The 19,410-nt window shown below is 49.4% G+C and carries 14 protein-coding genes; 11 read left to right on the top strand and 3 right to left on the bottom strand.

Annotated features, from left to right (window positions below; all coding sequences use genetic code 11):
• Positions 1-5: 5 nt before the first annotated feature.
• The 4 genes from ACXAD4_RS22180 to malQ all read left to right on the top strand — a co-directional run bounded on the left by ACXAD4_RS22180 (position 6) and on the right by malQ (position 9,377).
• Positions 6-827 (top strand): alpha/beta hydrolase, encoded by an 822-nt coding sequence (locus ACXAD4_RS22180; protein ID WP_475244157.1) that lies wholly within the window; start codon positions 6-8, stop codon positions 825-827.
• Between the two features lie 172 nt (positions 828-999).
• Positions 1,000-4,140 (top strand): alpha-mannosidase, encoded by a 3,141-nt coding sequence (locus ACXAD4_RS22175; RefSeq protein ID WP_475244155.1) that lies wholly within the window; start codon positions 1,000-1,002, stop codon positions 4,138-4,140.
• Positions 4,141-4,692: 552 nt separating this feature from the next.
• Positions 4,693-7,149, top strand: coding sequence for a glycogen/starch/alpha-glucan phosphorylase (locus tag ACXAD4_RS22170; RefSeq protein ID WP_475244154.1), 2,457 nt, complete (start codon positions 4,693-4,695; stop codon positions 7,147-7,149).
• 41 nt (positions 7,150-7,190) lie between these two features.
• Positions 7,191-9,377: a 4-alpha-glucanotransferase gene (gene malQ / locus ACXAD4_RS22165; RefSeq protein ID WP_475244152.1), complete on the top strand. Its 2,187-nt coding sequence runs from the start codon at positions 7,191-7,193 to the stop codon at positions 9,375-9,377.
• A gap of 61 nt (positions 9,378-9,438) precedes the next feature.
• On the opposite strand, the gene ACXAD4_RS22160 is transcribed toward malQ, so the two are convergent.
• Positions 9,439-9,822, bottom strand: coding sequence for a DUF2799 domain-containing protein (locus tag ACXAD4_RS22160; protein ID WP_475244150.1), 384 nt, complete (start codon positions 9,820-9,822; stop codon positions 9,439-9,441).
• A 324-nt stretch (positions 9,823-10,146) separates the two neighbouring features.
• On the opposite strand from ACXAD4_RS22160, the gene ACXAD4_RS22155 reads away from it, so the two are divergent.
• From ACXAD4_RS22155 to ACXAD4_RS22140, 4 genes are all read left to right on the top strand, one after another.
• Positions 10,147-11,532 (top strand): sulfatase family protein, encoded by a 1,386-nt coding sequence (locus tag ACXAD4_RS22155; RefSeq protein ID WP_475244149.1) that lies wholly within the window; start codon positions 10,147-10,149, stop codon positions 11,530-11,532.
• Positions 11,533-11,601: 69 nt separating this feature from the next.
• Complete coding sequence (locus ACXAD4_RS22150; protein WP_475244147.1) at positions 11,602-12,774, top strand: anaerobic sulfatase maturase; 1,173 nt, start codon at positions 11,602-11,604, stop codon at positions 12,772-12,774.
• The gene (locus tag ACXAD4_RS22145; RefSeq protein WP_187463502.1) at positions 12,775-13,122 is read left to right on the top strand and encodes a YidH family protein; all 348 of its coding nucleotides are present in this window, start codon (positions 12,775-12,777) and stop codon (positions 13,120-13,122) included.
• Positions 13,122-13,493 carry a DUF202 domain-containing protein gene (locus tag ACXAD4_RS22140; RefSeq protein ID WP_187463501.1) on the top strand — a complete coding sequence of 124 codons (372 nt, stop codon included), beginning with the start codon at positions 13,122-13,124 and terminating at the stop codon, positions 13,491-13,493. Before ACXAD4_RS22145 ends, ACXAD4_RS22140 begins: the two co-directional genes overlap by 1 nt.
• Positions 13,494-13,502: 9 nt before the next feature.
• Here the strand turns inward: ACXAD4_RS22140 and ACXAD4_RS22135 are convergent, their stop codons facing one another.
• Positions 13,503-14,042 carry an NUDIX domain-containing protein gene (locus ACXAD4_RS22135; RefSeq protein ID WP_475244146.1) on the bottom strand — a complete coding sequence of 180 codons (540 nt, stop codon included), beginning with the start codon at positions 14,040-14,042 and terminating at the stop codon, positions 13,503-13,505.
• 160 nt (positions 14,043-14,202) lie between these two features.
• Here ACXAD4_RS22135 and ACXAD4_RS22130 point away from each other — a divergent pair, with 160 nt between their 5' ends.
• Positions 14,203-15,372, top strand: coding sequence for a methyltransferase domain-containing protein (locus tag ACXAD4_RS22130; protein WP_475244144.1), 1,170 nt, complete (start codon positions 14,203-14,205; stop codon positions 15,370-15,372).
• A 103-nt stretch (positions 15,373-15,475) separates the two neighbouring features.
• Here ACXAD4_RS22130 and ACXAD4_RS22125 read toward each other — a convergent pair whose 3' ends face one another.
• Positions 15,476-16,432, bottom strand: a complete 957-nt coding sequence (locus ACXAD4_RS22125; RefSeq protein ID WP_475244143.1) for a LysR family transcriptional regulator — start codon at positions 16,430-16,432, stop codon at positions 15,476-15,478.
• 138 nt (positions 16,433-16,570) lie between these two features.
• Here ACXAD4_RS22125 and ACXAD4_RS22120 point away from each other — a divergent pair, with 138 nt between their 5' ends.
• Together ACXAD4_RS22120 and ACXAD4_RS22115 are read left to right on the top strand one after the other, a co-directional pair.
• On the top strand, positions 16,571-18,037 hold the full coding sequence (locus ACXAD4_RS22120; protein ID WP_475244142.1) for an aspartate ammonia-lyase: 1,467 nt from the start codon (positions 16,571-16,573) through the stop codon (positions 18,035-18,037).
• Positions 18,034-19,398 (top strand): MmgE/PrpD family protein, encoded by a 1,365-nt coding sequence (locus ACXAD4_RS22115; protein ID WP_475244141.1) that lies wholly within the window; start codon positions 18,034-18,036, stop codon positions 19,396-19,398. Before ACXAD4_RS22120 ends, ACXAD4_RS22115 begins: the two co-directional genes overlap by 4 nt.
• Positions 19,399-19,410 lie beyond the last annotated feature (12 nt).

Below are 19,410 nucleotides of genomic sequence, written 5' to 3'. Positions count from 1 at the left end.
TAATTATGCTTAGCACTGACCGTTATCACATTATAAATAATTTCACCATGCCTCAATTAGGGCGTGAGAGAACCGTCCGGGTGTTGCTACCAAAAGATTATCACCAGTCAGGGCGTGATTACCCAGTTATTTATATGCATGACGGTCAAAACCTTTTCGATCCTGCAATTAGCTATGGTGGTGAGACCTGGCAAATACCGCAAAATGTCGATCAGTTCTTTGCCGGTGAAGAAGGCGTCATTGTGGTCGGGATTGATAATGGTGCTGAGTATGGTGGCCTTTGTCGCATGTATGAATATTCGCCATGGAAGATGGACCAAAGTTTTGATCTTCCAGACTGGGATACCAGCGTTTACCAGAGCGGAGGCCAGGGAAGTGATTACATAGCATTTATCGCTGATACCCTCAAACCTTACATTGATACTCACTACCGCACGCTTCCCGGCCGCCTCGATACATCGATTGCAGGCAGCTCGATGGGTGGCTTCATTAGTTTGTATGGTGTGATGGAGCGGCCTGATGTTTTTGCCAAAGCCGGCGTGTTCTCTCCTGCTTTTTGGTTTAACCAACCTGAAATGCTTAACTACCTCAACCATCGCCAACTTGACCAAGATGTACTCGTCTATATGGATATAGGAACCGAAGAGAGCAGCAGTCGGGGGGTTAACTTTGAGCAAATTTATTTAGAGGGTGCCAATACTATGAGTGCTGTGCTGAAAACCAAACCTCACCTCAGATTGCATTATGCGGTGGATGAAGGTGCAAGGCATACTGAATCTGCATGGGCCAAGCGCTTTCCTGATATGCTTAATTTATTTTTTAAATAATTAACGCTATTTAAATCTATATTGACTGGTCGTCTTATTCGATGGCCATTAATTTAATATATCAAAATCACCATTATGACTTATTAATGATTCATCATTTAAGTCATATTGATTCTTGCTGATTAAAATATTTTTCTCCACCTATAAATAATTTCATTGATAGGCTTTTCTTATGAACCCAAACAAAATAGAAAATGCTTCGAACCTGCTCGAAAGAATTGGTAGGAAGGTATATATCCCATTGTCAGAAATGAAAATAGAAGGCTGGTTATCAAAGGAGCCGCTCTCTTTTGCTGATAAGCGAAAGGGAGAGCATTGCCAGCTTAGAATTGGAGATTCGTGGGGAGGGTTATTTGATTGTGCTTGGATGAAATTATCTGGCCAAATACCTGCTATCGACGAAGGATTGGATTTGGTGTTGATGGTCGATATTGGTGGGGAAGGCTTGGTGCACGATGCAGCAGGCAACCCTATCCGCGGCATTACCAACAAAATGTCCTCTTACGGGATCCCACCGGATAAACCAGGCAAGTGGCTGGTGGAATTGAGTGAAGGGGCACCCGGAGAGTCCGTCGAGTTTTGGGTGGATGCCGGGTGTAACGACTTATTTGGTTATGTCCAAAATGGCGGGGTAATCACTGATGCACATTTGGGTACTTGTCATTCAGAGCTAAAAGCTCTGTATTACGATGTTGAGGTGCTGGTCGACTGGCTCAAGGGGGATAGCGGGCAAGTTTCCCACCAACCGAAAGGAGTGTCGACCAAAGATAAGCCTGAGTTGATTTCTAACGAGGCCCGCTTTGCTCGCTTTCATCAAGTTTTAGATCGCGTTGATCAGGCGCTGGTGCACTTTACTGATCAGGAAATTGCCCTATGCCGGCAGTTGCTTGCCGATATTTACGACCAGCCATCAACTGGGGGAAGCGTTGATATCACCGCTACCGGTCATGCCCATTTGGATTTGGCTTGGATGTGGCCCCTGCGGGAGGGTAAGCGCAAGGCGATGAGGACATTTACTACAGCAGTTGCCAACTTGGATAAGTACCCAGATTACTTGTTTGGGGCGAGCCAGTACCAGTTGTTTGATTGGATCAAAGATGACTACCCGCAATTATTCGAACGTATCAAGCACCATGTCGTTGAAGGGCGGTTTGAATTGCAAGGCTGCCTCTGGGTAGAGTCAGATCTTAATCTGGTGAGCGGAGAGTCTTTGATCCGCCAAATTATGTTTGGCCGCCAGTTTACTCTTGAACACTTCGGTCAGGAGGTCAATTACCTGTGGGAGCCGGATGTGTTTGGTTTCACGGCTGCATTACCGCAGATACTGGTGAAGTCGGGCGTCAACTACATTGCATCGCAAAAGCTGTCACAGAACAAAATCAATCCATTCCCGCACCACCTGTTCCGCTGGCAGGGATTAGATGGCTCGGAGGTGATTATGCACAACTTCCCCGAAGATACCTATGATAGCCGTGCACGTGCCACATCCTCTTTGCGGCTGGAGGCTAATTACAAGGAGAAGGCCATTTTCAATGAAGCCTTGATGGTATATGGGGTAGGTGATGGCGGCGGTGGCCCCGCTGAAGAGCATATCGAACGATTCCAGCGGATTAAGGATCTCGAGGGCTTGCCCAAAGCCCACAATGGCCGGGTAGATGATTTTTTCTCTAGAGCCGAAAGTAAGCGGGAGCAGTTACCTTCGCTCAAGGGGGAATTGTATTTCGAAGCACACCAGGGGTGTTTTACTACCGAGTCCCGAACCAAGCGGGGCAATCGTGACATGGAACATATCCTCCATGATCTCGAGATGATGATGTCTGTCACTCCGTGTAGTCGCGAGGAGCGTGAAGCTGTCAGCCAACTGTGGCGAGAAACGCTTACCTTGCAGTTCCACGATATTCTGCCGGGCTCGTCGATTGTTAGGGTCTACCGGGAAGCAGAAAGCGACTACCGGCGTATGCTCGAGCAAGCCAGGGAGCTGTTGGCCGTTTTAGAAGCAAGGATAGAGACAAATCTCAGCCTGGGTGGCTTCAACAAGCCATTTATTGCCTACAACACAGCGCCATTCGCTCGCAATGAGTGGGTCAATATTGATGGGCGATGGCAAGAAGTGGCAGTTGGCCCGCTGGGTTATGCGGTGAATGAACAGGTTGAACAACAGTCTGAAGTGTTGATGCAGGCCACGCCGTATTATCTGGAAAGTGATTGCATGAGGGTGGAATTTGCCCCTGATGGTGGGATCCGCTCTATGTTCGACAAGCAATTGGCCAAGGAGTTTATTGCACCGGACAGCAGCACAGGCACTATCGGAAATGAACTGAGGGCTTACCATGAGCGCGCCAGCCAGTATGCGGCGTGGGACTTTGCCGATGGATACCGAGAGGGACAATCATCAGTGCTGTGTTTTGAGCGTGCCGAGGCTGTTGTCGATGGGCCGCGAGCGGTGGTGAAACAATACTATCGCTACAACCAATCTGTTGTGGTGCAGGAAATTGTACTGCTCGCAGGTAGCCACCGCGTTGATTTCCAGACTTATATTGATTGGCATGAGCAGGATGTATCCCTGAAGGCTCGTTTCCCTGTATCGGTGGTGGCCCATGAGGCGCAGTGTAATATCCAGTTTGGGGTTATCAACCGCCCGACCCATAGCGATGACACGCATGCCGCAGCGAAAGATGAGATCCCTGCCCATAAATGGGTTGATATATCAGATGGTGAATGTGGCGTAGCCATTATGTCGGATTCGAAATACGGTTATAGGGTTAAAGATCAGTCGCTTGAGGTGACGTTGCTGCGTTCGCAGAAAAAGCCCGGATCGGAGTTTGGTCATGAGGGAGAGGCAGGGTATACCGCAGATAACTTTGGGGATATAGGCGAACATTTCTTTACCTACTCCATTTATACCCACGAGGGTGACTACCAGTCTGGGGGAGTGGTCCAGCAAGGTTATGCACTGAACAACCCATTGCGGGTCAAGTCCCTTGAGCCATTGCTTCAGGTTAAGGCACAAGATAAGGAATCGTCTGCAGCAATGTCCTATCCCGATTCGATGGCTCTGGTTAGCTCAAGCGACCCCGGTGTCGTTGTAGAGACGGTAAAACCGGCAGAAGACGGCAGTGGCATTATCGTGCGTTTGTTTGAAACCTTTGGCTGCCGAACAGGGACATCCTTGTGGTGGGATAGCCGCTTGGGCAGTCGGGTGCAGGAAGTCGATTTGATGGAGAGGCCGCTTTCTTATCAGAGTGCGCCGACCCAAAATAAAGTCATAACCCTTTCACCCTTCGAGATAGTGACCCTAAAAATCAGTCCTTAGAACGGATCGGCCTCTGGATGAAACGGCATATTGTCTATTTGGCAATATGCCGTTTTTTATTTCATTTCTGAGTACTTTCCTGCTGGGAATTAGAGCTATACGAAATGTGATTTCGTTCAAATTCTACGCCCACCGATTGTGAATTCCATCACAATTCATCGGTGAGGGTATTTAGTCCAAAGTATGAACTGATTAACTTGGTAGTACGTCATGTACGACTACAATTTAACGGTTGGGCCTAAGTGGGTATTTATCGGATAGATATCTGTTTGAAAAGGCTTTATCGAAGTAAGACATGCTACATAGCCCATTTGCTGCCACTTAATCCCTATAGCCAAGGTGGTCGGCAGCGGAACGAGAGGGCAAACCAACCAGGATGAGGTTGGCGATGTTGTGGGTAGCGTTAATGGTCACGGAAAGTGCTTTGATACTGGTAGGAACTTTGCTGAAGGGGCAAATTCCCAGCTTGAATCTTCTTGCTACATGACAGCTTCAAAAGTTCAAGGCAATAGCTTTGCAGAACAACAATTCATTACTTTTATGGCGTTAATTATGTCTATGACAAAACAACAGTTTGATAAAAACACCTTCAAACAACGTGTAGCAATGTTTCTTTCATCTCACTATGCAGCCACTCCTGAGACAGCTTCTGCTCGCCAGTGGTATTTAGCTATGGGCAAAGCGCTAGCCGAGATCAGTACCGGTAATTTGTTAGCTACCGAAAAGAATCTTGCCGAGCAGAAAGCCCGCAGTGTTAACTACCTTTCACTGGAATTTTTGATTGGCCGCCTAACCGGCAACAACCTGATCAGCATGGGCCTTTACCAAAATGTTGCTGACGCAATGGAAGAAATGGGCCAGAACCTGACTGACCTTCTGGAAGAAGAGCGTGACCCAGCATTGGGTAACGGTGGTCTAGGTCGCCTAGCAGCGTGTTTCATGGACTCACTAGCAGCACAGGAATACCCTGCAGTGGGTTACGGCCTGCACTATGAGTACGGTCTGTTCCGTCAGTCTTTCGTTGATGGCCGTCAGGTTGAAGCGCCGGATGCATGGCGTGGCCTTGAAGGTTACCCATGGGAAGTTCTTCGCCCAGAACTGAACCAAGAAGTTAGCCTGTATGGCCATGTTGAAGCTTACACTGATGAAAATGGTGTTGAGTGCCGCCGCTGGGTACCAGCAATGACCGTTGAAGGTGTTGCTTGGGACCTACCTATCGTTGGTTACGACAACAAGAGTGTTTACCCGCTACGTCTATGGGAATGTCGCTCAAACGCGCCGTTTAGCCTAGCGCGCTTTAACGACGGTGACTATGTTGGTGCCCAGTACTCTTCACTGGAAGCGGGCAACGTGACCAAGGTGCTTTACCCGAACGATAACCACGACCAAGGTAAAGCTCTACGTCTAATGCAGCAGTACTTCCACTGTGCATGTTCGGTTGCTGATATCTTACGCCGCCACGAAGCTGCAGGGAACTCAATCGAGTCGCTATCTGAGCTTGAGACCATTCAGCTTAACGATACTCACCCAACCATTGCTATCCCAGAGCTGATGCGCATCCTTCTAGATGAGTACAAACTAGGCTGGGACAAAGCGTGGGAAATCTCTTCGAAGACCTTTGCATACACCAACCACACACTACTTCCAGAAGCACTGGAAACGTGGAGCGAAGCTTTGATCCAGCAGATGCTACCGCGTCACATGGAGATCATCTTCGAAATCAACCACCGTTTCATGAAGCTGGTTGAGCAAACTTGGCCGGGTAACAACGAAGTGAAGCGCAAGCTTTCTATCATCCAGGAAGGTCCACAGCGTATGGTTCGCATGGCGAATCTGTGTGTTGTCAGCACATACGCCGTAAACGGTGTTGCAGCCCTGCACTCAGAGCTGGTTAAGCGCGATCTATTCCCTGAATTCAACGAGCTATTCCCTGGCCGCTTGACCAACGTAACAAACGGTGTCACTCCACGTCGTTGGATCAAATACTGTAATCCTGGTCTATCTGCTCTCATTAGCGAAAAAGTGGGCGATGACTGGCCGGCCAACCTTGAGAAAATTGCTGGCCTAGAGAAGTTCGCTGACGATGCAGCCTTCCAGAAGCGCTACATGGCAGTGAAGAAAGAAAACAAGCAGCATTTGGCTGATTGGGTTGAAGAAAACATGGGTATCGAGCTTGATACTGATGCTATTTTCGATATCCAAATCAAGCGACTGCACGAATACAAGCGCCAGCACCTAAACCTGCTGAACATCCTGGCGCTATACCACCGCCTATTAAACGACCCAACGTTTGATATGCACCCACGCGTATTCTTCTTTGGCGCGAAAGCAGCGCCGGGTTACGCACTGGCGAAAGACATTATCTTTGCCATCAACAAGGTGGCAGAGAAAGTAAACAACGACCCGCGTCTTGGCGGCAAGTTGAAAGTGGTATTCATTCCTGATTACCGTGTCAGCTTAGCAGAAATCCTCTTCCCGGCAGCGGATGTGTCTGAGCAGATCTCGACGGCCGGTAAAGAAGCATCTGGCACGGGCAACATGAAGTTCGCCATGAACGGTGCATTGACCATAGGTACGATGGACGGCGCAAACGTTGAGATGCGCGAAGAAGTGGGCGACGAGAACATCTTCATCTTCGGCTTATTGGTTGATGAAGTACAAAAACTCAAGCAAGAGGGTTACGACCCTTACCGCTACTACCATGCTGATAGCCTGTTACGTGCAGCGTTGGATCTGTTGAATACCGATGAATTCACACCAGGTAGCCCTGGCCAGTTGGCGGCAATTCGCCACAACCTGCTAGAAGGGGGCGACCCATACCTAGTGCTGGCTGACTTTGCCGATTACGTGAAGACGCAAGAGAAAATCGATGCCCAATACCGCGACCAGAAAACTTGGGCCCGCAAAGCTATTTTGAATACCGCACTAATGAGCAAGTTCAGCTCGGATCGCAGTATTCGTGATTATGCCAATAACATTTGGGGGCTGACCCCAGCCCACCGTCAATAAGGAAATAGGTAGCGGCCGGGAGGCCGCTATTGGAGCCAGTGATGATTGAAAAAACAGTACTAAACCAGGTTGCTGCTCAAGCCGGTATCGCTGATAGCTATACCAACGCCTGGGGTGAGCAAGAGAAAGCGCAAGAAACTATCGTTACCCGAGTGTTGCAGGGATTAGGTTATCAAACCACGACCGATGAGGAATTGAAGGCGTCGGCAGCAGAGGTGCATAGTTGCAAGGGGTTGATCGAGCCGGTGATCTTTGCCAAAGAAAACCACCCGATCCATGTCGACCTCTATATTGGACGTAGCATTCGCCCTGCTGATTTCAACTGGGAGATTATCAGCGAATCAGGCCAGACTATCCGTGGTGAGATCAAGCAGCATGTTATCTCCGATCAAAGGGATACAGACGGACCTCTGACTGTCTCATTGCCATATACCATGGAAATGGGATATCACCGCTTTTTCCTGCATCGCAAACGCAAGAAAGTCCCTTATCAAGCGGATCTGATTGTCACACCGAAATCTTGTTACAAGCAACCTGCCATGTTGGCAGGGCACAAGAGTTGGGGAACCAGTGTCCAGCTGTACTGTTTGAAATCTCATCACAACTGGGGGGTGGGTGATTTTGGTGATTTGAAATTGCTGATCGCCAAAATCGCCGAGCAGGGGGGCGACTTTGTCGGCTTGAACCCGATTCACTCCCTTTACCCGGCCCAGCCGGATGCAGCAAGTCCGTATAGCCCGTCATCTCGTCGTTGGCTCAACATCATATATTTGGATGTTCCTTCCATTCCGGAGTTTGCTTTCTGTGCTGGCGCCCAGGAGAAGGTGGGTGATCTGGCTTTTCAAAGCCGCCTAAAAGCCATGCGGGATAACGAGTGGATAGATTATTCCGGTGTGACGGAAGCCAAGCTTGAAGTATTGGCGATGTTATACCAGGAATTTTGTACCCGTCATGAAGCGAATCAAACTGACTACGCCAAAGCGTTTGAGGCTTTTGTCGAGGAGGGGGGCGATTCGTTGCTGAAACAAGCTGCCTTTGATGCGCTCCATGCCGAGCTCAAGAAAGAGGACGAGGCAGTGTGGGGATGGCCGGTATTCCCGCAACAATATCGCCACTTCTCAAAACGCGCAGTACAGAGCTTTATTGCTGATAACCAGGAACTGGTTCGCTTCTACATGTATTTGCAATGGAATGCGGAAATCCAACTCCAGGAGGCACAGCAACTGGCGCATGAAAAAGGCATGATGATTGGCCTTTACCGTGACTTGGCTGTCGGCGTGAGTGAGGGTGGTGTCGATGCTTGGGCCAGCGAGGGTGAATTGACCCTAGATCTCAGCATTGGCGCGCCACCGGATGTCTTGGGTCCACAGGGACAGAATTGGGGCTTGCTGCCGTTGAACCCTTCGATGCTGAAGCAACAGGCTTACCGTCCGTTTATCGAACTGCTAAGGGCAAACATGCGTCACTGCGGTGCTTTGCGCATTGACCATGTGCTGGGTTTATTGAGGCTTTGGTTGATCCCCAAAGGTGAAGGGGCAAGCAATGGTGTTTACGTCAATTATCCGGTAGAACAACTGCTTGGTTTACTGTCGCTTGAGAGTCACCGTCACCAATGTGCGGTCATCGGTGAAGATCTCGGTACGGTACCGGATGAAATTGTGGGCTTGCTGCAAGAGGCCGGCGTACACTCCTACAAGGTATTCTTCTTTGAGGCTGCTGAAGACGGTGGTTTCTATTCGCCAGCCCACTATCCGGTCCAGTCTATGGCGACACTGTGTACCCACGATATGCCAACCCTACGTGGTTTCTGGCATTGTGAGGACTTAAAAATGGGCAAAGAGCTTGGCCTGTATCCGGATGAGGCGCAACTTCAGACACTTTATGACAGCCGTCTTCACGACAAGCAGCAGATCATCAACAGCATGGACGGGCATGGTATGTTGCCGCCTGGCCTCAGCCGTGATGCCCGCTACCTCGAGATGGATCGCGTCCTTAGCCACAGTATGCAATGCCACTTGGCTGCCGGATCGTCGTCACTGCTAAGTCTGCAGCTTGAAGATTGGCTTGAGATGGATCTGCCTGTCAATATACCGGGCACAGTCGATGAGTACCCTAACTGGCGGCGCAAGTTAAATTGTTGCATCGAAGATATGATGAAACGCCAAGACGTACTGTCTTTGACCCAATTGATCACCGAAGCCCGACGTTCGGCGTCAAAAGTCGCATAAAATCATAATGGCAAAGGAGTGGGGTCACTCCTTTGCCTAGTTTGGTTTCAGTGTGATGCGGCTAACGGGTTGAATTAACACTGCGGTTAATATTATCCCTTAAATTAGAGCCGTAATCTCTTATTTGACTTAATCCTAATTGGTAGTCGAAAGCAAAAGAGTTATCTATTTCATCGCAAACGCCTTTATATGGCTGGGACGTCAACCCTAACAAATAGGCGTCCTGTTCACAGTACGCTTGTTGACCCCTTTTATATCCATTTAAATATTCGCTGTAATTATCTTTGTCTGCATATGAGAATTTTGATTCTTGCTTTACAACCTCTCCAGATAAACCGGTTCGGTAGCCGTGTTCATCCCAGTTATCAATGTTTGAGTAGGTTTTTTTTGTTGAAGAACAGGCAGATAGTACAACTATGCTTAATGTGGTGAACAATCTTTTCATTATATTATCCTCTATCATACCGGGGGTTAATTTAATTATAGTTATTAACCCTTAATGAAAATTGAAATCGTGACTTATATATTAGTTAATTCTTCTTTTTTTCATGTTAGTCACAATATTGATTTATTCAAATTAAAAGAGTGCCAACCTCTAATGATTTTTATAAGTGAAACTTGCTATTTTTCCTAGCAACAATTTTACGTGTTTTGTGATCCTGGTCATCTAGCTGCTGATAGACATCTGTGATGAATTCAATACAATACTCATAAATAGTAGTACAACGTGAACGTCTAAGTGTGAATTTCAATATAAGGCATGGATAGTATGAGCACTACTTTGCAGAAAAAGCCCAATGTGATTGTGATTATCGCTGATCAGTGGTCAACCAAGATGGCGGATGGCTCTGGTGATGAGGGTAAGTTAAATACCCCTGGTATCGACCGTTTGGCCGAAGAAGGTATTCGTTATGAGCAAAGTTACAGCTCATACCCTCTTTGCTGCCCGGCTCGGGCAAGTTTGTTTACTGGTTTGATGCCACATAACCATGGCTTGATTGATAACGAAGAGATCATTGAGCATGTTACCGGTGAGTTTCCGACCACGGAGAATTTCCTGGCCCAAACAGAAACCATGGGTGAGGTGTTCGAAAAAGCAGGTTATGACACAGGCTTTTTTGGTAAGGAACACGCTGCCGGTTACGGTTGGAAAGGGATTGAAGACTTCGGCAGCATGACATGCTCCCGAGGCGGCTATCTGGCTGAGGGCTCAGTGTTTGATCCGATTTTCACCAAAGATGCACTGGACTTTATCAAACGTGACCGTGATAACCCGTTCTACATGACGTTGTCTTTTATCAACCCTCACGATATCTGTAAAACGTTGGGTGGTCCGGTCGGTGGCAAGAATATCTCCGATGCGATTTTCTTCTGCCGCGACGACGATGAGAAATACCTACGAGGCCAAGATCGTAAGCCATTACCGGACAATTTCACCGACCGGTTTATCTCGGGCATGATCAAGCATGAAGATTACATGTACAAAGAGCTCGAGGAGCTGGATGAAAACTACTGGCAGCAGTTTATTTCGACCTACGGCTTGTTGATTGAAAATACCGACTGGTTTATCGAGTTGGTGCTTGAAACCCTCAAAGCACAGGGACTTGAAGAGGACACTATTGTCCTGTTTACCGCCGATCACGGTGAGATGATGGGTAGCCACCGCCTGATCGCCAAGACGGTATTCTACGAAGAATCAGTAAAAACCCCGATGATCATCCGTTACCCGTCAGCGGTGAATCCTGGCAAAGTCGACGACAACAATATTGTTTCCACTGTCGATATCATGCCGACACTGCTTGATATGTGTGGCTTGGATGTTCCTGAGGGGATCGATGGCAGTAGTTTCAAGAACAGCATGACAGACAATGCCATGACTCACGAGGAAACATTCTGTGAAAGTTACTTTGCCAGAATGTTCCGCTTCAAGCAGTACAAATATGTCGAAAGCCATGTTTACGGTGAGGATTACCAAATCCTGATTGATCTTGAAAAGGACCCTAACGAGACCAAGAACGTATTTAACCAGCCAGGATACGAGCAGGTGTCTGATTATGCCTCGACTCGGATGAAAGAGTGGTTGAAGCAAGAGGGTATCGGGCTTGAATTTAATGCCAAGAACCTGAATTCAAAATCGCTGGAAACAGCAGAATAACGAAATATAGTTCCTCCTTGCATCCACCAGCCAGTGCAGGGGGGAGCTTCCATTTTGTGGGAAACGACTATGACGAAACCGGCCCAGCAGCGCTTCCACTTGATGGCAAAGCCAGCCAGCTACAAATGCAACCTCAAATGTGATTACTGCTTCTACCTCGAGAAAGAAACCTATTACGGTGATAGCAAGAGTAAGATGGACGAACAGGCGTTGGAGCAATATGTTGCCAGTTATATTGCCGCTCAGCCCGATGATATTGTCCATTTTGCCTGGCAAGGGGGAGAACCCATGATGGCTGGGTTGGCTTTTTTCCGGCGTGCGGTCGAGCTGCAGTGCCAATATGCCAATGGCAAAACGATCACTAATAGCTTTCAAACTAATGGGGTTGGTATTGACGATGAATGGGCTAGGTTTTTCGCCGAACACCGTTTTCTGATCGGGATTTCCATCGATGGTGATGCGCCACTGCATGATGCCTATCGAATTTCGGTCAATGGCAAACCCACTTTCGAGCGTGTCAAATCAGCGATTGGGTTCCTGAAAAAGTATCGGGTCGAGTTCAATACCATGACAGTGGTGAATGACAAAAACTGGCAGCATGGCAAGGCGACCTACCAGTTGCTGAAATCCCTCGGCTCCCAGCATATGCAGTTTATCCCGATAGTTGAAGCTGAAACAGAGCCTAGCCAGTTACATTCGCTTCAGGGTACACCTGCCATCCAGCCTTTTTCTGTGCCGCGTGAAGGATATGGCCAGTTTATGGTTGAAGTCTTTGATGAATGGCGCAAGCAAGATGTTGGGCAGATCCATATCCAATTGCTAGAAAGTGTCCTGGCAACTTGGCTCGGTTATTCCCCTGGGTTGTGTATTTTCAGCGAAAATTGCGGCAATGCCCTAGTCGCCGAAGCGAATGGGGACATTTACTCTTGCGATCACTTTGTCTATCCCGAATACAAGTTGGGTAACCTTGATGAGCTGGAACTTGCCGTCATGGTGGACTCACCCCAGCAACGTGATTTTGGTCTGGCAAAATCCGAGACTTTACCGTCTACATGCTTGTCTTGTGAGTTCAGACCCCTGTGTCATGGCGGTTGCCCAAAACAAAGAATTATCGATGCTGGAGAGGCATACAGGCACAACTACCTATGCCCTTCTTATAAAAAACTATTTGCCCACACCACTGATTTTATGAAAAATACTGCACAACAGATCAAGCAGCAAATGCATCAGGGGAGGGGATAGATGAAGTGGAGCAAAGAAGGGGAAGAGCCGGACTACCGCTTTACCCTAGCCAATGAGCGGACGTTCCTGGCCTGGATCAGAACCGCACTGGCCTTTCTCGCGGCCGCGATTGCCCTAGACCAGCTCACTCCGGAATTTGCCAATCCTGAAGTCAGGTTATTCCTCTCGGTATCCTTTGCCTTGGTATCGGCGTACCTCTCTATTCTGGCTTATCGTCGTTGGCGACGTAATGAGATGGCAATGCGCCGCAGTAAGCCGTTGCCCTATACCCGGCACCTCAAGGTGATGAGCGTCATTATGATGGGGCTGGTGCTGACCATAGTCGTCTTGATCATGAAGCTGTTCTGATGGCTGAAAAACAGATAGCCCACCATTTTGAGCCGTCCTCGCCAGAACCGATTGAGCGTAACCGTGATATCGGACTCCAACCGGAGCGTACGTTCTTGTCGTGGTCGAGGACAATCTTGGTGTTGTTCCTTCACACGGCCGTATTGGTGAAAATCGGTTGGAGCAAAGACTCCCCAGTGCTTTTTGTGACCGCTGGGATGTTGGCAGTGATCTCGTTCGCTCTACTGATTCTGGTTGAACTTCGGCGTGTGGATTATCGCTATTCCCTTCCCTTGCTTAATCTGCGCAGTGTCGGTATGAATCTGTTTTTCTCCACCGCCGTCGCGCTCTCGGCAATCAGCTACGTGCTGGTGATGCTGGGTGTAATTTGAGCCTTAGTGTCAGATCAGCTGCTTCAACTTGGCTAACCCATAGGCATTCACACTGCTGGCATCGGTGACGGTGCCGTCAATGATCATTGCCTCGAACTCCCTCAGGCTGACCTTTTGGCTGATCAAGCCTTCTTCTTCGTCGTCCAAATCGGTCTCGGTATGCTCTAGCCCGGTCGCTAGGAAAATGTGGTAGCCCTGGCTGGAGTAGCCTGTTGCCAGGTGCTGGAAGCCAACATAAGTGAGCTGCTTGGCAACCAATCCTGTTTCCTCGCGCAGTTCACCTGCGGCCAGTTCTGCGGGATCGGCATTCGGCTCTTCTTCCCATGAACCTTGCGGTAATTCCAGGCAACGTTTTTCCAGCGGGTAGCGGTATTGCTCGACCAGGTAGATATGCTCATCTTCGATAGGCAGGACGATAACAAAATCTGCCTTCTCGACAACACTGTAGATCCCGCTGTTTCCGCTTTGGCGCTGTATCTTATCTTCCCAGACCGTCATCCATTTATTCTGGTATACGACTTTTCTATCGAGGGTGGTGATTTCTTTCATGGCTGCCAAACTATCCTTTTGTTGAAGAATGAATAATTTACCATTTTTAAGTGGCTGCTATGTTAATGGCGGGACAAAATAATGATTTGATAATGAGTATTCTTGACCTGTCTATAGCTTCATAGTTTAAGGTTACGGCTTCATTGCATAGGGCTTGGCCATGTATCGGATTTCAGAATTAGCAGAGCAAGTGGGGCTATCGCGCTCTACCTTGCTGTATTACGAGAAGCTCGGCTTGATTGCCGGTAAGCGACTTGATAACGGTTACCGCATCTATAGCGAGCGGGATCTCCAGCGCTTACGCTTGTTGCAGCAGCTGCAGGCCGGCGGTCTGACCCTCAAGGAATGCCAGGCCTGCCTCGAGGCCAAGGTTGACCGTGATCTATTGCTAAACCGGATGCATCAGCTTGACCAAGAGATTGCCCACAAACAGCAATCACGGGATTTGCTCGCCGCGATGCTGGGGGAGTCGGATATGACGGCATGGCACCAGTCGTTGGAACAAACAGCCCCAGATGCACATTTGGATTGGTTAATGAAACAGGGCTTTGATGAGAAGCAGGCCCTGAGACTGAAGTGGTTATCAAAAGACATGAATACACACGAACAATATATGGCGGACTTCAACCGGATTTTTCAAAGCCTAGATCGCTGGGGACCGGGTTTGGAAGCCGAGACCATCAAGGCTTTCGGTATGTTGCCATCAAAGCCTGAGAGTATTTTGGAAATTGGCTGTGGCCAGGGCATTGCGACCACAGTGTTGGCTGATCAGTCCGACGCGGTGATCACTGCCGTCGACAACCATGAAGATGCCCTCAGTAGGTTGCAACAGCGGGCTGCCGAGGCTGGTGTCGAAGGGAAAGTAGTTACCCAGTGCGCTAGCATGACCGACCTGCCATTTAGCGACGGTAGCTTCGATACGATTTGGGCCGAGGGCTGCGCCTATATCATGGGGGTAAATAATGCCTTCAATCAATGGCGGCGGTTGCTGAAAGACGGTGGTGTGCTGGTACTGAGCGATCTTGTCTGGCATACCGACAACCCAAGCGCGGAAAGGAAAGCATTCTGGAACAAGGAATACCCAGATATGACAACTGTCGACGAGCGAATCAAACAAGCGCAGGCTTCTGGCTATGAAGTGCTCAAGCATTTTACCCTGAGCGATGAGGCATGGCAGGCGTATTTCTTACCGCTCCAGCAACGGGTCAACGAGCTGAAAGAGGCAATGGCTGGGTCGCAGGCGATTGAAGATATCCAGACGGAACTGGATTTCTACCACCAGGGCTTCGAGCAGTTTGGCTATCAGGTGTTTATCCTGCAGAAAAGATAGTTCGGATACATTCTCTTCTACTAGCGGGAAAGGGAAGGCCAAAACGGCAGATTCCGCCAATTCTGCTAAATATGCAGAGTGCCGTTTTGTTTGGGTTCTTGATTCAGTGGGCTGGGTTCGTCTCCACTCCGACAGACATCCACTCCCACCGGCGTTGTACCTCGAAGACTTTTTGGTTGAGGATGATATCGCGCACGTCGGTGACAAATTGCTGCAGTAAGGTATCAGATTCGCCTTTGCGGGATATCACCACCAGTTGACGGGTCATACTTGGTGGTGGAAGGGGTTGGCAATCGAGGTGATCGAGTAAGTTGAGCTGTCGAGCGAGAAAGGTGGGTGTTGTCAGCGACCAGCCTAACCCCTCGGCGACCATTCCCAATACATTGTCGGCCCTGTCCAGCGAGTATTGGCTGCTGACATTGATATTACGCCACTTCAACCAGTTATTAGTCTGTGTACCTGTCGGGGTCCAGTTTTCATAACCGATATAAGGCTGGTTGTTGGCCAGCATCTTGATGCCCTGCTGAGGCCAGCCTTTGGGGGTAACGATGACATATTGCTCGTTCAGTAAAGGAACCATTGCCAAGCTTTGCGGTACATCTTGGTTAGACATAGTAATGATGATGTCACTCTTGCCGGCTTGCAGCGAAGCCAAAAGTTCTGGTGCCGTACCTGTCACCTGGTGAATATGGGCCACCTTTGGCTGCAGGTATCTGAGGATCTCGATGCCCGCGAGCTGGGTGACGGAGTCCACCATACCTAGCCGTAACCGCGGTAGCTTTCCTGTTTCAATAGAATGCATCCAATCTTGTAACTTGCGCGATTCAATTAGGAGCTTGCTGCCTTGCTCATAGAGCTCACGGCCGGAAATCGTTAGCTGGATAGGGCGTTTGCTGCGGTCGAGCAGCTTGCTGTCCATCGCTTGCTCGAGGCTCTGGATAAGCTGGGATACAGCAGACTGGGTCTGGTTGAGTTGTTTGGCAGCTTGGCTGAACGAGCCGGACTCAACCACGCAAACAAATGTGCGTAACTGGCGGAGATCAAAAGCAATATTATCCATAATGCGCTCTTAGTATAAGTTGAGCTAATAGTATTCATTATATTACCCAATGCTAATCAAGTACCGATCTACTTCAAACTTTCATTGCTTTAGCTGAAATACAATTGCATCAGTTAAACAAATCAGTGGAATTGAGCAATGAGAAAAGAAGTCGATGTATTAGGTGAAATGATGCTGCCGGATGAGGCGTATTTTGGCATCCAAACCCAAAGGGCAGTCGAGAACTTTGCAGTTTCAGGCCGTACAGCTGCAGAAGTTCCCCACTATATTTGGTCGGTAGCTGCGCTCAAGCAGGCGGCGGCCAAGGCAAACTGCCATATTGGTGCATTGGACAAAACCATTGCTGATGCCATCGTCCAGGCTTCTCAGGAAGTGATGGATAATAGGTTTGATGACCAGTTCCCAATCGATGTGTTCCAAGGCGGCGGCGGCACCTCGACTAACATGAATGCCAATGAGGTCATCGCAAACCGTGCCAATGAAATCTTAACGGGTAACAAGGGCTCAGAGGCTGTTCACCCGAACACCCATGTCAATATGGGCCAGTCAACCAACGACGTTATTCCAGCGGCAATGAAGATGACCTGCCGGATGAATCTGCATGCCTTAATTGCTGAAGTCGCAGGGCTTGAAGCCATGCTGGAAGAGAAGACCGAGGCATTCGACCATGTGGTTAAACTGGCCCGTACCTGCCTACAGGATGCCGTACCCATCACCCTAGGCCAACAGTTCAGTGGCTACCTTCACCAGACCCGCCGCCTGCACCAAGCTTTGATTGCTGCCAACCAGCAGACTCTGGATTTGCCGCTCGGGGCAACGGCTGTCGGTACTGGTTTGTCGACCCATGAGGGCTACCTAGAGCAGGTATATGTCGAATTGCAGGCGATCACCAATGAGCCTTTTGTTGCTGAGGAAAACTTCTTCGACGGCTTGCAAAATGGTGATGCCTACTTAGAAGTTGCGGCGCAATTGAAGAAATTGGCGGCATTTTTATCAAAAATGGCAACAGATTTCCGTATTCAGGGCAGTGGTCCTCGCGCCGGCTTCAATGAACTGTTGATCCCTGCGGTACAGCCTGGTTCGAGTATCATGCCGGGCAAGATCAACCCTGTTATGCCTGAGCTCATCAACCAAATTGCCTATCAGGTTATCGGCAATGATGTCGCGATTACCATGGCTGTTGAGGGAGGGGAGCTGGATCTCAACGTTTGGGAGCCGGTGATTATCAAATCGCTGTTTGAGTCATGCACTTTACTAACCAATGCTATCCCGCTGTTTGTCGAGAAATGCCTCAAAGACTTGCTACCTAACGAAGCGGTATGCCGCGAATACGCCGAGAAAAGTACGGCTCTGGCTACTGTCATTGCCACTCTGTTTGGCTACAAGGTGGGCAGCAAGGTGGCGGTAAGGGCATTTGAGGAAAACCGTACAGTCAGAGAGGTTGTACTGGATGAGAAACTGCTGACCCCAGAGCAGGCCGATTACCTGCTGGACCCAATGGTAATGACTAATCCGAAAGCCAGTGCAGCAGCGGTGACGCGTTACCAGTCGGAGATAAAGGCTGCTGCTGATCCCTTGGCTGTTCCGGCAGAGGAAACAGCATGATGAATACGCCGTTATTGGCTCAGATCGCCCACTGGTGCGTCAACCTCAAATGGCAGGATATTCCGCGGCCAGTGGTTGAGGTTGCACGCACTGCGCTAACGGATTATGTCGCCGTGACGATTGCAGGCAGCGAGATGCCGGTTGCGCAAAATATCCAGAAGCTGGCTGCGACAAGAGCGCCTTCGGGCTTGTGCAATCTGTTTGGGACCGAACAGATGAGCTCGGCAGCGTATGCCAGTTATGCCAACGGAGCTGCGTCCCATGCTTTGGATTTTGACGATGTTAGCTGGGCGACAATTGGTCACCCGACCGTGACGGTCGCGCCTGCTGCATTTGCTCTGGCTCAGGAGCGCCAGCTAGGTGGTGAAGCTATATTGCTGGCTTATATTGCTGGTGTTGAAGCCCAGCACCAGATCGCCCGCTGGCTGATGCCAGCCTTGTCAGAGCAGGGATGGCACACCACGCCAACCATAGGCGTGTTCGGTGCGGCGGTAGCGGCTGGATTGCTGATGGATCTTGACGAAGAGACCTTGACCCATGCCTTGGCTATTGCGGCTTCGTCGGCATCCGGCGTTCGGGGTAACTTCGGCAGCCAGGCCAAGGCTATGCATGCCGGCCTTGCCGCTTTTAATGGCGTCAATGCCGCTGAATTGGCACAAATCGGTGTAACCGGGCAACCCAATGTCATCGAGGCGGCAGACGGCTTTGGCCAGTGCTTTGCGCAGCGAACAGACTTTACTCAAGCCTCCATTACCTTGGGTGAATACTGGGACTTGCTGGAAAACGGCTTGGTATTCAAGCAATACCCATGCTGCAGTGGCAGTCACCCAGCTATTGATTGTTGGGATGAGCTGCTTAAAGAGCGCCACCTTACTCCGGAAGACATTGAATTTATCCAAGTGGGTGCCAGCTTACTCGGCCCAAGGGAACTGGTTTGCTCAAATCCGCAAAATGCCATCGAAGCCAAATTCTCTATGCAATACGCATTGGCTGCCCGCTTGATTTTCGGTGCGGTAGGCGTGGCAGAGTTTGTTGATGGCAAAGTGCAGGATGAGCGCATCCAGGCATTAATGGCAAGGATCCAGATGCGGGTTGATCCCGAATTGGAAAAACTGGGTTTCATTGGCACCGCGCCGGTGAAGATCCGGTTAACCCTGACCTCAGGGGAAACGATTTGCATTGCCAATGACCTTGCCAAGGGCAACCCGGAAAAGCCGCTTTCCACCCAAGATATCGAGAAGAAATTCACCGCCTGTGTAGTGCCCCAAGCCGGCGAGGGAAAAAGCCGTCAGTGGCTGGCGTTACTGGCTCAATTCGAATCGGCCAGCAGTGCCGAAATTAATGAACTCCTGAAACAATAACAGGAGCGGAGG

This window comes from Photobacterium sp. AWH4_225 (assembly GCF_056158405.1).
Note: the sequence above shows the minus strand (reverse complement) of the source record. Positions and strands in the feature narration are given on the sequence as shown.